The organism is Aeromonas sp. s9, assembly GCF_040907765.1.
GTDB classification, from domain to species: Bacteria; Pseudomonadota; Gammaproteobacteria; order Enterobacterales; family Aeromonadaceae; genus Aeromonas; species Aeromonas caviae.
Map to the genome: position 1 here is coordinate 1 of NZ_JBFOCK010000058.1, position 15,534 is coordinate 15,534.

The following is a 15,534-nucleotide window of genomic DNA, read 5'->3' on the forward strand; positions in this document are numbered from 1 at the left end:
TGGAACAGGTCGTAGACCACCTCCGCCTGCGGGCAGTGTTGCTTCACCTCCAGGTCGAACGCCGTGTTCATGTCCATCGCCACCGCCTCAATCTGCTGGCATCGCTCGCCGAGCTGCTCGAAGAAGGGACGGATAGCGGCCCGACTGTTGCCGTGCCCCACCCACAGGACGCGGGTTCGCTCGGCATCCATGATCACGGTGGCATAGCGGTGTCCCTTGTGCAGGGCAAACTCATCCATCACCAGCCGCCGCACCTCCCCAAGTTCGATGGTGCCCACACTAGTCTGCAAACGGCGCTTGTCGATCTCCTTGATGGTGTGCCAACCGACCCCGGTGAGCTGGCTGACATGGCGGATGGGGAGGTACTGAACGAGCGCTTCAATCCAGCACTGCATGCGCCGGGTGAGGCGGGAGCCAGAGGGGAGCCAGTCGATATGTTCACTGACGCGACCACAGCGCAGACAGTCGACGCGGCGAACAGGCAGTTGTAACCAGACTTGTCGGTCAAATAGGTCTCGCTCACGCACCCGGCGGATACGTTGGTCGTGGATCAATGGCGTGGGTTGCAGGCATCGGCGACAACGGGGCAAGAAGTCGGCGCGAGGCTCAAGGGTAAACAGGGTGTGATGGTTGGCAGAAAGCGCTTGGGCGATGACGGTATAACCTGGCCAGAAGGAGGTAATATCAATATGATGCACGGCGACAGCAGGGTGATGGTGGTGGTGTGTTTGGCGACAACCAGTTTACCAGCACCCTGTCTGTCAACTTCCACTTTCCCAGGATCCCGCGAAGAACCTGAAAAAATGCCTGTTTTGGCTGTTGTTGCTTGGCATCACTTGCTTCTCGCCCCTCCAGGCCAGTGAACGGACACGTGATCTGCCGGAGAAGGTGGTATTGCAGTTGCGCTGGCTGCATCAGCCCCAGTTTGTGGGCTATCACATGGCCAAGGCCAAGGGGTATTACGCCGACGCCGGTCTGGATGTCGAGATAAGGCCAGGTGGCAAGGGAATAAGTCCGGTTCAGGAGGTGCTGGCCGGACGCGCCGACTTTGGCGTCGGCAACACCGAGGTGCTGACCCACTACGCCCAGGGCAAGCCACTGCTGGCGCTGGCCAGCGTCTACCAGCACTCTCCCTCCATCTTCCTGGCACGCCGCGACAGCGGCATTCTCACCGTTGCGGACATGCGTGGCAAACGGATCATGATGTTTCCGGGTCATCAGGATGCCGAACTGCTGGCCACCCTCTACTATCAGGGGCTTCACGAGCGCCAGCTCATCCCGGTACCCACTTCGGTCAACATCGACGATCTGATCGCCGGCCGGATAGACATCTTCAACGCCTATCTGAGCAATGAGCCCTTCTATCTGGAAGAGCGCGGCATCTCGGTGTCCGTCATCAACCCTCGCAACTACGGCATCGATTTCTACAGCGACATTCTCTTCACCACCCAGGCACAGGAGCGGCTCAATCCGGAGCGGGTGGCACGTTTTCGTGCAGCCAGCCTCAAGGGATGGCGCTATGCCCTCACCCACCCCGAGGAAGCCATCGCCCTGCTGCGCACGGAGTATGGCGTCAACCGCAGCCAGGCCCACATGGAATACGAGTTGCAGATGAGCAAGGAGATGATCCAGCCGCTCTATGTGGAGATCGGGTATATGAATCCGGATCGCTTCGCTCACATCATGCGGCAGCTGGTGGAGATAGGCCTCCTTGCCAAACCGGTCTCCCTGACCCGTTTCCTCTATCAGGTCCCCTCAGAACAGTGGATCTTCTGGCGTCCATGGTTCCTGCTGAGCCTGGGTGTTGGTGGTCTCATCCTGCTGCTCTCCCTCTATCTTCTGATGAGCAACAAGCGGCTCAACCAGGAAGTGGCCCTGCGCAAGCAGCGAGAGCAGGAGATACTGCAACTGGCCCGCCTCGATCCCCTTACCGGGCTGCCCAATCGACTGAGCCTGATGGAGCAGTTGAAACACCAGGTGCAAAGCGACAATCCGGGCTGCCTGCTGTTTTGCGATCTCAATGACTTCAAGCGCATCAACGACAACTTCGGCCACAGCCAGGGGGATGCCATCCTCTGCCAGCTGGCCCGACGGATCCACGGCGCCATCGGCCACCAGTGCTATTTTGCCCGCTTGGCGGGGGATGAGTTCATCCTGCTGCTGCCGGGCTACGATATCCGTCAGGCAGAGGAGGTCACCGCCGTGATCCGCCAGGCCATGCAGGCCCCCTTCGTGGTCAATGACCAGCCGATGCAGGTGGGCATCAGCATCGGCGTCAGCCACTACCAGCATGACTGGAGCCCGGAGCAATGGCTCATCCAGGCCGACAGGGCCATGTATTGTGACAAAGGTGGCCGCGTCATCACGCTGGCGGAGCAGTCCGGCTGACTGGCTCATCTCCCGGCACACACAGCCGATACCCCCATGAAACCAATAAACAGGAAGGCCACCCCAGGGGTGGCCTTCCTGCATTGCATGAGTCTGACCGCTCTTACCCGAAGGTCTGCCCCAGGGATTTGAGCTGGCGAGCCTTGGTGAGCAGGATGTCGCTCGAGGCGTCCATGTCCTGCATCTTGTTGCTGTTGGTGTGGGAGTGCTGGGAGATGGCGTTGACGTTGCGGCTGATGTCCTCCACCACCGCCTGCTGCTCCTCTGCCGCCGTCGAGACCTGGGCCGAGAGGTCCACCACCCGTTCTATTTCCGCCAGCACCTGATGCAGGCTCTCTGATCCCTGGCGGGTCAGGGTCACGCAGGATTGGGTCTGTTGCAGGTTCTGCTGCATCATGCCCTTCCAGCCGTTCAGGGTACGCTGGATCTGGCCTATGCTGCTCTGGATCTGCTCGGTCGCCTTGTGGGTGCGCGTGGAGAGGGTTCGCACCTCGTCCGCCACCACCGCAAAGCCTCGCCCCTGCTCCCCTGCCCGCGCCGCCTCGATGGCGGCGTTGAGCGCCAGCAGATTGGTCTGATCCGCAATGCCCTGGATCTCGCTCATCAGCACACCGATGCGGTCCGACTCCTCCGCCAGTGCCACGGCGGCCGTGAAGGCATGCTCTGCCTGGGTGGCCAGCTCCGTCACCCTGTGCTGGGTATCTTCCAGCTGTTGATCGGTATTTTGGCAGTGCGCCTTGGCCTGGGCTATCTGGTTATCCGTCTCAAGGATATTGCGGGCAATCTCGTGGGCTGTCGCCGCCATCTCGGTGATGGCCGTCGCCACCTGCTGGGTCTGGACATCCTGTTCGGCGATGTCGGCGCTTGCCTCGCTGGAGGCTGTTTTCAGATGCACCGCGAGATCCTGCAGGGAGAGGGTCGCATCGTCCACTCGTCCAAGGACGGTGCGGATCCTGGCCTGCAACAGCTTGATGTGGAAGTCTGCAATGGCACTGGCATCCTCCCCCGAATAGATGAGCCGGGTCAGGCTGTCATATTCGTCCGCGAGCTGTCGCAGATAACGGGGGGTAGTGATGAGGGTGTCACGATAGATCAGGGCCAGCCACAAGAGAGGCAACAGGGTGAACAACGGCCCCCAGGGCCCCATCAGATAGCCCCCCCCCCCGCCAGCATCAGCAAGACACCGACGATGGCCAGCCCGTGGCGCATCGGGCGCAGGCTCAATCCGCCCTTTCGCTCCCCCCGCTCCACGCTCTTCAATCTGGCATAGGTGCGCCCGGCCACGGCTTTCATCTCCGGCGCGGCGCGACTGCGGACCGACTGGTAGCCATTGATCCGCCCCTGCTCGAAGATAGGGGTGACATAGGCATCCACCCAATAGTAACGCCCATCCTTGCAGCGGTTTTTCACCATGCCGCGCCAGGGTTTGCCCTGCTTGAGCTTGCCCCAGAGGTCAGCAAAGGCAGCCTTGGGCATGTCCGGGTGGCGAACCATGTTGTGGTGCTGGCCGATGAGCTCGGCCCGGCTGTACCCCGCTACCCGGCAGAAGTGATCATTGGCGTAGGTGATCACACCCTGCAGGTCCGTAGTGGAGACCAGCTGTTCATTGGCAGGAAAATCCACCTCTTCGTCGATGAGATGAACCTGGCTTTTCTTCATGGCGCACACCCCTTGTTTGATCACCCACTGAGCGTAGCCAAACGCCTACGGGCAAGCAACGCAGAGACCCAGTCGGGGAGGATGGCTGAGACACAATTTGCATCCTGTTTGACGCCGCGCAAGATTTTGACCCCAAAAGCCCCGATTTGGCCAAAAAACACTCGGCATTTTCCCAGGTTCACCGCTCTCCCACACGATGCATCACACCAAAAAATGGTTCCAACGAGTCTGTGGTGCTGGCGTTGCCAGGGGTCCGTCAGGGGAGAGCACACTTGATACGACCTTGGACCTAAGCATAATTGACGTTAACGTAAACGTAGTGTGAGATAATACCGTTCACCCTACACATCCAGCAGACACGCACCCCATGAAAGGAGTCACCATGTCCAACCTCTCCCCCTCGGCCGGCAAGCGTTTTCGCACGGCCCTGGCCAACGAAAAGCCCCTGCAGATTGTCGGCACCATCAATGCCTACATGGCGCTGATGGCCGAGCGCAGCGGCTTCCAGGCCCTCTATCTCTCCGGCGCCGGGGTGGCGAACGCCTCCTATGGCCTGCCGGATCTCGGCATGACTTCCATGAATGACGTGCTCATCGATGCCGAACGCATCACTGCCGCCACCCAGGTGCCACTCTTGGTGGACATCGACACCGGCTGGGGGGGCGCCTTCAACATCGCCCGCACCATCCGCGCCTTCGAGCGCGGCGGTGTGGCCGCCGTCCACTTGGAAGATCAGGTGGCCCAGAAGCGTTGCGGCCACAGGCCCAACAAGGCCGTGGTCAGCGTCACCGAGATGGTGGACAGGATCAAGGCGGCGGTGGATGCCCGCCAGGACGAGAGTTTCGTCATCATGGCCCGCACCGACGCCCTGGCGGTGGAAGGGCTGGGCTCGGCCCTGGAGCGCGCCGCCGCCTATGTGGAGGCGGGCGCCGACATGATCTTCGCCGAAGCGGTCACCGAGCTCGAGCAGTACGACCGTTTCAGGCAGGCGGCCGGGGTGCCGATCCTCGCCAACATGACCGAGTTCGGCAAGACCGAGCTGTTTGACAAGGAGGCGCTCGCCTTGCATGGCGTCGACATGGTGCTCTACCCCCTGAGCGCCGCCCGCGCCGCCAACCAGGCCGCCCTCAACGTCTATCAGACGCTTCGCCGCGACGGCCACCAGCGCGCCGTGGTCGACACCATGCAGACCCGGGAGTCCCTCTACGATTTTCTCGGTTACCACCACTACGAGCAGACCCTGGACAGGCTGTTCACCCAGGATCTTTCGACCAAGGAATAAGACGGCGACCGGCCGCCTTATGCTGGCGGCTGGCGCATCAACGGACTGAATGAGGAAACATGTGATGAGCGCCCTGCCCGAAACCACCGGCTTCAAGCCGAAGAAATCCGTCGCCCTCTCCGGCACCGCCGCCGGCAATACCGCCCTGTGCACCGTGGGCCTCAGCGGCAACGATCTGCACTACCGTGGCTACGACATCCTGGACGTGGCCACCAGCTGCGAGTTTGAAGAGATAGCCCACCTGCTGGTGCACGGCCACCTGCCCAATGTGGCGGAGCTCGCCGCCTACAAGGCCAAGCTCAAGGCCCTGCGCGGCCTGCCCACCGGGGTCAGGACCGCCCTGGAGCAGTTGCCTCCCTCCGCCCACCCCATGGACGTGATGCGCACCGCCGTCTCCGTGCTGGGGTGCCTGTCGCCGGAGAAGGACGATCACAACCACCCGGGCGCCCGGGACATCGCCGACAAGCTGATGGCCTGTCTCGGCTCCGTGTTGCTCTACTGGTACCACTTCAGTCACAACGGTAAACGCATCCATGTGGAGACCGACGACGACTCCATCGGCGGCCACTTCCTCCACCTGCTGTACGGGCACAAGCCACGCGACTCCTGGGTTCGCGCCATGCACACCTCTCTCATCCTCTACGCCGAGCACGAGTTCAACGCCTCCACCTTCACCGGCCGCGTCATCGCCGGCACCGGCTCGGACATGTACTCCTGCATCACGGGAGCCATCGGTGCCCTGCGCGGGCCCAAGCACGGGGGCGCCAACGAGGTGGCTTTCGAGATCCAGAAGCGCTACGAGAACCCGGACGAGGCGGAGGCCGACATTCGCGCCCGCATCGAGAAGAAGGAGGTGGTCATCGGCTTCGGCCACCCGGTCTACACCGTCTCCGATCCCCGCAACAAGGTGATCAAGGAGGTGGCGCGCGAGCTCAGCCAGGAGCAGCACAACACCAAGATGTTCGACATCGCCGAGCGGCTGGAGTCCACCATGTGGGAGGCCAAGAAGATGTTCCCGAACCTCGACTGGTTCAGCGCCGTCAGCTACCACATGATGGGGGTGCCCACCGCCATGTTCACCCCGCTGTTCGTCATCGCCCGCACCTCAGGCTGGTCGGCCCATGTCATCGAGCAGCGCATCGACGGCAAGATCATCCGCCCGAGCGCCAACTACGTCGGCCCGGAGGATCTCCAGTTCGTGCCGCTCAAGGAGCGCAAGTGATGATCAACACGCAATATCGCAAGCCCCTGCCCGGCACACAGCTTGACTACTTCGACGCCCGGGAGGCGGTGAACGCCATCGCCCCCGGCGCCTGGGACAGGCTCTCCTACACCGCCCGCGTCCACGCCGAGAACCTGGTTCGCAAATGCGATCCGACCATCCTCGGCGAGTGCCTCGGCCAGATAGTCCATGGCAAGCGCGATCGCGACTTTCCCTGGTTCCCGGCGCGGGTGGTGTGTCACGACATCCTGGGGCAGACCGCCCTGGTGGACCTCGCGGGCCTTCGCGACGCCATCGCCGAGCAGGGGGGCGATCCCGCCCAGGTGAACCCGGTCGTGCCGGTGCAGCTCATCGTCGACCATTCCCTGGCCGTTGAATGTGGCGGCTTTGACCCCCAGGCATTCGAGAAGAACCGCGCCATCGAGGATCGGCGCAACGAGGATCGCTTCCACTTCATCGACTGGACCAAGCAGGCGCTCAAGAACATCGAGGTGATCCCGCCCGGCAACGGCATCATGCACCAGATCAACCTGGAGAAGATGTCCCCTGTCATCCACGCCGATCGCGGCCTCGCCTACCCGGATACCTGCGTCGGCACCGACAGCCACACCCCCCACGTTGACGCTCTGGGCGTCATCGCGGTGGGGGTGGGTGGGTTAGAGGCCGAGAACGTCATGCTGGGGCGCGCCTCCTGGATGCGGCTGCCTTCGATCGTCGGCGTGGAGCTCTCCGGCAAGCCGCAACCCGGCATCACCGCCACCGATCTGGTGCTCTCCCTCACCGAATTCCTGCGCCAGCAGAAGGTGGTCGGCGCCTACCTGGAGTTTCGTGGCAAGGGGGCCGCCGCCCTCACCCTCGGCGATCGGGCCACCATCTCCAACATGGCGCCGGAGTATGGCGCTACCGCGGCCATGTTCTTCATCGACCAGCAGACCCTCGACTACCTCAGACTCACCGGCCGTGACGACGAGCAGGTCAGGCTGGTGGAAACCTATGCCAGGGAGGCCGGTCTCTGGGCCGATGCCCTGGCGAGCGCCCAGTACGAGCGGGTGCTGCACTTTGACTTGTCGAGCGTGGTGCGCACCCTGGCGGGCCCCTCCAATCCCCACCGTCGCCTACCGGTGACCGAACTTGCCACGCGGGGCATCGCGGTGGATCTGGACAAGGCTCGTGCCCAGGAGGCTGACGGCCTCTTGCCCGATGGCGCCGTCATCATCGCCGCCATCACCAGTTGCACCAACACCAGCAACCCGCGCAACGTGATCGCCGCAGGCCTGTTGGCCCGCAACGCCAACCGGCTCGGCCTCAGCCGCAAGCCCTGGGTCAAATCCTCCCTCGCCCCCGGCTCCAAGACAGTCGCCCTCTACTTGAAAGAGGCGGGACTGGACGAGGAACTTGAGCGGCTCGGCTTCGGCGTCGTGGCCTTTGCCTGCACCACCTGCAACGGCATGTCCGGTGCCCTGGATCCCGCCATCCAGCAGGAGATCATCGAGCGGGACCTCTACGCCACAGCGGTGCTCTCGGGCAACCGCAACTTCGACGGCCGCATCCATCCCTATGCCAAGCAGGCGTTTCTCGCCTCCCCGCCCCTGGTGGTGGCCTACGCCATCGCCGGCACCATCCGCTTCGACATTGAAAAAGATGTGCTGGGGGTGGTGGACGGCAAGGAAATTCGCCTCAAGGATATCTGGCCGTCTGATGAAGAGATCGACGCCGTGGTCAAGGCGTCGGTCAAGCCGTCCCAGTTCCGCCAGGTCTATATCCCCATGTTCACCCAGGAAGAGGATCAGAGTCCCAAGGTGACGCCCCTGTACGACTGGCGTCCGCAAAGCACCTATATCCGTCGCCCCCCTTACTGGGAGGGGGCACTGGCGGGCGAGCGCACCCTGCGCGGCATGAGGCCCCTGGCGCTGTTGCCGGACAACATCACCACAGACCACCTCTCCCCTTCCAACGCCATTCTGCCCGGCAGCGCGGCGGGGGAATATCTGGCGAAGATGGGCCTGCCGGAGGAGGACTTCAACTCCTACGCCACCCACCGCGGCGATCATCTGACCGCCCAGCGCGCCACCTTCGCCAACCCCCAGCTGGTCAACGAGATGGCGGTGGTGAACGGCGTGGTGCAGAAGGGGTCCCTCGCCCGCGTCGAGCCGGACGGCAAAGTGATGCGGATGTGGGAAGCCATCGAGACCTACATGGCACGCAAGCAGCCCCTCATCATCGTGGCCGGTGCCGACTACGGTCAGGGCTCGTCCCGTGACTGGGCGGCCAAGGGGGTGCGCCTTGCCGGGGTGGAGGTGATCGCGGCGGAAGGCTTCGAGCGCATTCACCGCACCAACCTCATCGGTATGGGGGTGCTGCCGCTCGAGTTCAAACCGGGCACCACCCGCCTCACGCTGGGCCTCGATGGCACCGAGACCTATGACGTGGTGGGAGCACGCCAGCCGCGCACCGATCTCACTCTGGTGATCCGCCGTCGCAGCGGCGAAGTGATCCAGGTGCCCATGACCTGCCGCCTCGACACCGCCGAGGAGGTCTCGGTCTATGAGGCGGGCGGCGTGCTGCAACGCTTCGCCCAGGACTTCCTGGCGTCGACCGCGCAAAAGGCCGCAAGCTAAATCGCAACCCCGCTCCGCCCCTTTGAAAAAGGGGAAGGCATAAGGCACCCTCTCCCTTTGGGAGAGGGTTGGGGTGAGGGGAAATCCCCCTCATCCGCCCTTCGGGCACCTTCTCCCAGAGGGAGCAGGATCTATGACTCTTTTCAGGACACTCTCTATGGCCCACATACCACAAGTAAAAATCCCGGCCACCTACCTTCGCGGCGGCACCAGCAAGGGGGTCTTCTTTCGCTTATCTGACCTGCCCGAGCGCTGCCTGCAGCCGGGCCCGGCACGGGATGCCTTCTTCCTGCGGGTCATCGGCAGCCCCGACCCCTACGGCGCCCACATGGACGGCATGGGGGGGGCCACCTCCTCCACAGCCAAGTGCGTGATCCTCTCCAAAAGCCAGCAACCCGATCACGATGTGGACTACCTCTACGGCCAGGTCGCCATCGACAAGGCATTCGTGGACTGGAGCGGCAACTGCGGCAACCTCTCCACCGGCGCCGGGGCCTTCGCCATCCACGCCGGCCTGGTGGACCCGTCCCGCATCCCGGAGCACGGCACCTGCGAGGTGCGGATCTGGCAGGCCAATATCGGCAAGACCATCCTCGCCCACGTGCCGGTGACGAACGGCCAGGTGCAGGAGACAGGCGATTTCGAGCTGGACGGGGTGACCTTCCCCGCCGCCGAGATCGTGCTGGAGTTTCTCGACCCGTCCGACGAGGGTGAAGACGGCGGCGCCCTCTTCCCCACCGGCAATCTGGTGGACGATCTGGAGGTACCCGCGTCTGTTGTAAAGAGCGGCGTACTGAAAGCCACCCTGATCAGCGCCGGCATCCCCACGGTGTTCGTCAACGCCGAGGAGATCGGTTATGAGGGCACCGAGCTGCGCGAGGCGATCAACACAGACCCGCAAGCGCTCGCCCGTTTCGAGGCGATCCGGGTTGCCGGTGCCCTGCGCATGGGGCTCATCAAGCGCCCCGAAGAGGCGGCCACTCGCCAGCACACCCCGAAAATTGCCTTCGTCGCACCCGCCAAGGATTACCGCACCGCCAGCGGCAAGGAGATTATTGCCGGCGAGATCGATCTGCTGGTGCGGGCCCTCTCCATGGGCAAGCTGCACCACGCCATGATGGGCACCTGCGCCGTGGCCATCGGCACGGCGGCGGCCATTCCCGGCACCCTCGTCAATCTGGCCGCCGGGGGCGGCGAGCGCGAAGCGGTGCGCTTTGGTCACCCCTCCGGCACCCTGAGAGTCGGAGCCCAGGCAGAGCAGGTAGCGGGACAGTGGACGGTCACCAAGGCGGTGATGTCCCGCTCCGCCCGCATCCTGATGGAAGGCTGGGTGCGGGTCCCTGGAGATGCCTTCTAGCCCGCTGCGGCATCACACCGACCAGGCCAGCCAGACGAAAAGAGCCACAAGGCGACTGCCTCAGGGCTCTTTTTTGGATGTTTCAGGCTGTGAAAATCACATCATCATTGCGGTCTTGCCACACACTCCACCTTTCTTGGCACATTGTGCTTCGCGTCCCCGCCGATGAGCCGCTTGACCTGCCCTGGTGGGCAGCGACCGTCATCCACATAGGCGGTCTCCCCAAGGGGCAGCCTGCCTGGGGGTGGATCCTGACTCAGATAGGTGACGGGAATGGGCGCAGGCGCAAACCCACTGCACCCCGACATCAGGAGTGCACTGCACCACAGGGCCAGCATGCCTCCCCTCTTTCCTGCAACCGCCATCGCTCACTCCCTGCCTCTGTCAGGGCACCGACCCGGCGCCCCTCGTTTCGGCAGTCTACCCAGGGATGGCGCCGGACCGACACCCGTCTCCGGCGCCGTTGTGACGATTCCAGACACAGGCAAAAATATCGGCTTTTCACGGCTTCGACCCGTAGTAGTGGGCCAGCAGGGCATCGGCCTCGTCCACGGGGATCGCCATCTGCGGCCAGCGCACGGCCTTCTCCCTGATGTCCCGCAGACTCCCCAGCTCCGGGCGCAGTGCGCTGCCGAGGTGGCGGTTCAGGGCATCAAAGCGGGCGATCACCCCCTGTCGGCTGAAGTGCCCGGGCGCCAGATCCAGCCGGTAGCCCTGAAACAGCCACTGGAGTCCCTGATAGACGGCGAGGTGGTAGACGCTGTGATGATCCTCCTCCTCGAAGTAGCGACTGGTGACGTGCAGGTTTGCGCCAGGTGCCCCCACTACCCGCCGCGCAAACTGCTGCAGGCGATCCCGGTGAAACGCCGAGCGCCCGAATCCCGGGGTGAAGGGGTTGTTGGCCACCGCCATGAACAGCGAGGAGGCGTGCCTGAGCGGCCCGGTCAACTCCGACGCGATGCGCTCGTAATTGCGGGGGTAATCGAACCAGAGGCTGGCGTCGATGGCGATCACTCCCTGGAACTGGCCGCTATCTTGCGCCTGTGCATCGAGTGCCAGCAGCCCGCCGAGGGAGTGGCCCACCAGCAGGGCTGGCGCCCGGGTCCGAAACCTCTCCTCGATGAGGGGGCGCAGCTCCTCACTCAGATAGCGCAGGAACCGGTGCCCGCCCCCCGTCACGGCATAGCCGGGCCCCGCCGGTGCCCCATTTGGCAAGGTCATGGTGTGGCTCGGGGTGTAATCCCGCATCCGGTCGGTGTTGTGGACCGCGACGATGATGAGGGGGGGGATAGCCGGATTGAGCCCGGCCCGCAGGGCCCGGGTGATGCCGGCAACCTCCAGCAGACTCTTCTCCCCGTCGAGCAGATAGAGCACGGGGAACCGAGCCCCGGGCTCGCGTTCATATTCCTGGGGCAGGGAGACGCTGTATTGCCGCGTCTCCCCCAGCAGGGCCGAATGGTGGGTGAAGCGCTGGGCGTAGTGGAGCATGTCTGCCTGGGCAGAAGAGAGTGTGATCATGGTGAGCAGCAGGATGATGAGTCTTGTCATTGGATGAACCAGGATTGTGTCGCCAGCCTTGGGGATCCCCCGTAGGGCGGCGCATAGAGACGACAGCAGGGCCCGCAGGCCCTGCTGTCGTCGGTCGTTACAGCTTGTAGGTGAAGCCTGCCATCAGGTTCGCCGGCTCGCCGTACATGTTGAAGGTGCTGGTGGAGCCGACCCGGTAGAAGTACTCCCGGTCGAGCAGGTTGTAGAGGTTCAGGGTCGCCTGCATTCTGTCGTTGATCTCGTAACGCACCGCCGCATCGAACAGGGCATAGCCCCCCTGATGGGTCTCGACCCCCTTCTGGTTGAAGCCGTAGTCGCTCACCACCGTCATTCCTGCCCCGAGGTGCAGCCCCTGCACCCAGTCGGCCAGGTGGTAGTCGGTCCAGAGTGAGAGGGCGTGACGGGGGATGGTGTCGAATTTCGGGTTGTGATCCCCGGCCTTCTCCTCGATGTCGGTGAAGGTATAACCGGCCATCACCATCCAGTTCTGGCTGAGATAGCCGCTCGCCTCCAGCTCCACCCCTTGCGTCTCCACCTTGCCGGTAGCCCAGTAGGTGTTGGTGATGGCAATGCCCTGATCGTCGTAGGCCTGGGCCGCGATGTTGTCGTCCTTCATCAGGAAGAGGGTCGCCCGGGTGTTGAGCAGGCCGTCACGCAGCGAGGACTTGATGCCGGTTTCCCACTGGCTGCCCTCCCGGGGCTTGAGCAGGTTGCCGCTCTCGTCCTGGCTGGTCTGGGGCTTGAACACCTTGGAGTAGCTGGCATACCAGGCGTGTGCGTCGCTCAGGTCATAGACGGCCCCCGCGTAGGGGGTGAGCTTGCCGTTGAACGCACTGGACTCGCCACTCTGGGCTCCGGAACTCAGGGTCGTGCTGACGGCATCCAGATCGTACCAGGAGACGCGGGCCCCGGTGATCACCGCCAGCGGCTCCATCAGCCGCCAGGTCACCTTGCCATACAGACCGAGCTCCGACTGCTCCTCATGGTCATTCTTGGTGTAGCTGTAGTCCGGCTTGGCGACCCGGGTCGGGTCGAAATCGAACACATTGATCTTGCCGAGGTTGCGGTTGGTGTAGGTCTGGATGTCCGACTCGTAGCGCTTGTAGTCGGAGCCCAGCACAAACTCGCTCTTGTGCCCCAACAGATCGAACATCTGGCTGTAGTTGGCATCGAAGGCCATGTTCTTCTGCTGGTTCCCCTGGCCGTTGAACATCAGCCCGGTGTTGCCCGCCGCGTCCACGGGGCCGTTGGTGAAGGTCTGCTCCAGCCGCATGTCGTGATCCATGTAGCGGGCCGAGACCTGACCCACCCCGCCGTTGGCAAAGGCGTATTGCAGCGAGGCCCCCACATCCGTGGTGTCGGCGTCGAAGAAGTCTTCAGCCGACCCCAGGTAGGTGCTGCGGCCGATGTCGAGCAGGGAACCGTCCTTGTACGCCGGCAGGCCGTTGGTGGGCAGGATGTCCTTGGTCTGGTGCAGGGCGTAGACGGAGAGGCGGGTGCGATCCGAGAGATCGAACTCCAGGGTGCCGTAGTAGGTACCGTTGTCGTTGTTGTTGTAGTCCACCTGGTTCTTGATGTCGGCGTTGGCCACCACGACGCGGCCGCGCAGGGAACCCTCGTCGTTGAGTGCGCCCCCCATGTCCGCCTCCAGGTAATGCCTGTCCCAGCTGCCATAGCGCGCCGTGACCGAGCCCTTGAAGGCGTCGGTCGGACGCTTGAGCACCATGTTGATCACGCCCCCCAGCTCGCTGGTGCTGTTGAAGAGGCCGGAGGGGCCCCGCATGATCTCCACCCGATCCACCGCCGCCAGCGATGGCAGGGTGCCGTACTTGCTCTGCATGGGCGATGGCAGGCCGTTGAGGTTCACTTCGTCGTATTCATAGCCACGGGAGAAGATGGAGGAGCGACCGCTGTCGTTGACCAGGGTGCGCAGACCCGGCGTGAACTTGGCCAGATCGTCCACCGCCACGAAGTTACGCTCCTCGATGTAGTCGTTGGTCAACACGGTGATCGACTGGGGGATGTCTTTGAGGGCCGCCGGCGTCTTGGTGCCGACGGTGGCCGAGTCGACCCCATAGCCTCCCGTCTCCTCCGACGGCGACATCCCGTAGAGTGGATTGCCATAGACGACCAGGGTTTCGTCCGGCTTGATGTCCGGTGTGTGTGCCCCTGCCGGGGCGGCAAAGGTGACGGCCAGAGCGGCAGAGATGGCCAGAGCCAGCGGGCTTCGCGCTTTATCCTTCAAGACAACCATAGTAAGAGTGATCCCAAGATGGAGATGATAATCATTTTCATTTAATTTTCCGGGGGCTAATATATCACTCCATCTTCCGCCGCAGTTTTGCGGTGTGGTCATTTCACTCTTCGACATGGTCAAATTGCACATGACTGACACAGTGGCAAGGGACACCAGCGCACGCCAACGGGGGCGCTTCACCGGCAGGGTGGAGAACCTGGTGATCCAGGAGGGTCTTCGCTTTCACAACAAGGACATCGTTCACAAGGCAGACTTCGCCACCGAGCGGGAGTTGCCGCCGCAGTTTATCATCGCCATTCCCCTCGAGAGCCGGGCCCTGATGACCTATGGCGCCACTCACAGGCTCAAGGGGTGTCGCTTCCACGAGTCCGACCCCATAGTGGCAACCGCCATCCTCTATACCGAGCCCGACATCGTGCAGGGGGCGGCCAAAGCCCAGGTGCGCAGCCGCAGCATCGTCCTCTCCCTGGACCACACCTGGCTCGCCCACAATCTGGCACAGGCGCATCGCAAGGCTTTCGCACAGACCTTCAGCCGCCATCTGAGCCGCGTCGACTGGACCCTGCCCGCAGCCCTTGGACAGATTGCGGAAGCGCTCAATCTCACCAGCAGCCAGAACGCCTCCGAGATGCTGATGCGCAAGGCCTTTGCTCTCAGTGTCTGGGAGAGCCTGATGACCCACCTCCAGCAGGCCGCCTCCCCCTGTTGCCAGCGCCAGAACGAGCAACCAACGCGCCTCAAGATGCTGCTCAGGGATGAAAAAGTGGACGAGATGACCCTGACCGAGATCGCGGCCACCCTCGGCATGAGCGTCTCCACCTTGCAGCGGGCCGCAAAAAAAGAGCTGGGCATGAGCCTGCAGCGCTACCTTCGCCAGCGAAAGCTGCAAGAAGCGCGGGCCAGGCTGGAGGCCCGCAGCCTCTCTCTGCAAGGGGCCGCCGCCCACGCCGGCTATGACCATGTGGCCAATTTCATCACGGCGTTTAGAAAGCAGTTCGGCTTCTCGCCGACGCGGATCGCCAGACAGGGTAAAGAGCAGGAGCAGGCGCCCTCTGCAACGCCTTGAGCCTCCTTGTTCATGCGCAATACATCTTTGCTCTGGGATAGTAGGCACCACGCAGGTGGGGTGGCGCTTGAAATCAGCGCTCGTCATCCACACATTCAGTGCATACAATGCGTTAACGAAGCACAACTCGTCGCTTC

9 protein-coding genes and 2 pseudogenes are annotated in these 15,534 nt (G+C 63.3%); 6 read left to right on the forward strand and 5 right to left on the reverse strand.

Features of this window, described 5'->3' with window-relative positions:
• Window positions 1-698: pseudogene (locus AB5Y54_RS10890) on the reverse strand (ISL3-like element ISAeme19 family transposase); the annotation flags it as partial.
• A gap of 97 nt (window positions 699-795) precedes the next feature.
• On the opposite strand from AB5Y54_RS10890, the gene AB5Y54_RS10895 reads away from it, so the two are divergent.
• Window positions 796-2,388, forward strand: coding sequence for a GGDEF domain-containing protein (locus tag AB5Y54_RS10895; protein ID WP_104453066.1), 1,593 nt, complete (start codon window positions 796-798; stop codon window positions 2,386-2,388).
• Between the two features lie 103 nt (window positions 2,389-2,491).
• Here AB5Y54_RS10895 and AB5Y54_RS10900 read toward each other — a convergent pair.
• Window positions 2,492-4,047 (reverse strand): annotated as a pseudogene (locus tag AB5Y54_RS10900) (methyl-accepting chemotaxis protein).
• Between the two features lie 382 nt (window positions 4,048-4,429).
• On the opposite strand from AB5Y54_RS10900, the gene prpB reads away from it, so the two are divergent.
• The 4 genes from prpB to prpF all read left to right on the forward strand — a co-directional run bounded on the left by prpB (window position 4,430) and on the right by prpF (window position 10,526).
• Complete coding sequence (gene prpB / locus AB5Y54_RS10905; protein ID WP_368153730.1) at window positions 4,430-5,329, forward strand: methylisocitrate lyase; 900 nt, start codon at window positions 4,430-4,432, stop codon at window positions 5,327-5,329.
• A 64-nt stretch (window positions 5,330-5,393) separates the two neighbouring features.
• A complete protein-coding gene (gene prpC / locus AB5Y54_RS10910) occupies window positions 5,394-6,551 on the forward strand; it encodes a 2-methylcitrate synthase (protein WP_368153732.1) in 1,158 nt (385 codons plus the stop codon).
• Window positions 6,551-9,169 carry a Fe/S-dependent 2-methylisocitrate dehydratase AcnD gene (gene acnD, locus AB5Y54_RS10915; protein ID WP_368153734.1) on the forward strand — a complete coding sequence of 873 codons (2,619 nt, stop codon included), beginning with the start codon at window positions 6,551-6,553 and terminating at the stop codon, window positions 9,167-9,169. The genes prpC and acnD overlap by 1 nt, the downstream gene beginning before the upstream one ends.
• Window positions 9,170-9,326: 157 nt before the next feature.
• On the forward strand, window positions 9,327-10,526 hold the full coding sequence (gene prpF / locus AB5Y54_RS10920) for a 2-methylaconitate cis-trans isomerase PrpF (protein WP_368153736.1): 1,200 nt from the start codon (window positions 9,327-9,329) through the stop codon (window positions 10,524-10,526).
• Window positions 10,527-10,630: 104 nt separating this feature from the next.
• Here the strand turns inward: prpF and AB5Y54_RS10925 are convergent, their stop codons facing one another.
• The 3 genes from AB5Y54_RS10925 to AB5Y54_RS10935 all read right to left on the reverse strand — a co-directional run bounded on the left by AB5Y54_RS10925 (window position 10,631) and on the right by AB5Y54_RS10935 (window position 14,328).
• Window positions 10,631-10,891 (reverse strand): DUF6719 family protein, encoded by a 261-nt coding sequence (locus AB5Y54_RS10925; RefSeq protein ID WP_103242959.1) that lies wholly within the window; start codon window positions 10,889-10,891, stop codon window positions 10,631-10,633.
• A gap of 136 nt (window positions 10,892-11,027) precedes the next feature.
• Window positions 11,028-12,074 carry an alpha/beta hydrolase gene (locus AB5Y54_RS10930; RefSeq protein ID WP_368153738.1) on the reverse strand — a complete coding sequence of 349 codons (1,047 nt, stop codon included), beginning with the start codon at window positions 12,072-12,074 and terminating at the stop codon, window positions 11,028-11,030.
• Between the two features lie 97 nt (window positions 12,075-12,171).
• Complete coding sequence (locus tag AB5Y54_RS10935; RefSeq protein ID WP_368153740.1) at window positions 12,172-14,328, reverse strand: TonB-dependent siderophore receptor; 2,157 nt, start codon at window positions 14,326-14,328, stop codon at window positions 12,172-12,174.
• A 130-nt stretch (window positions 14,329-14,458) separates the two neighbouring features.
• Between AB5Y54_RS10935 and AB5Y54_RS10940 the strand changes: the two genes are divergently transcribed.
• The gene (locus tag AB5Y54_RS10940; RefSeq protein WP_234917005.1) at window positions 14,459-15,397 is read left to right on the forward strand and encodes a helix-turn-helix transcriptional regulator; all 939 of its coding nucleotides are present in this window, start codon (window positions 14,459-14,461) and stop codon (window positions 15,395-15,397) included.
• Window positions 15,398-15,534: the final 137 nt, after the last annotated feature.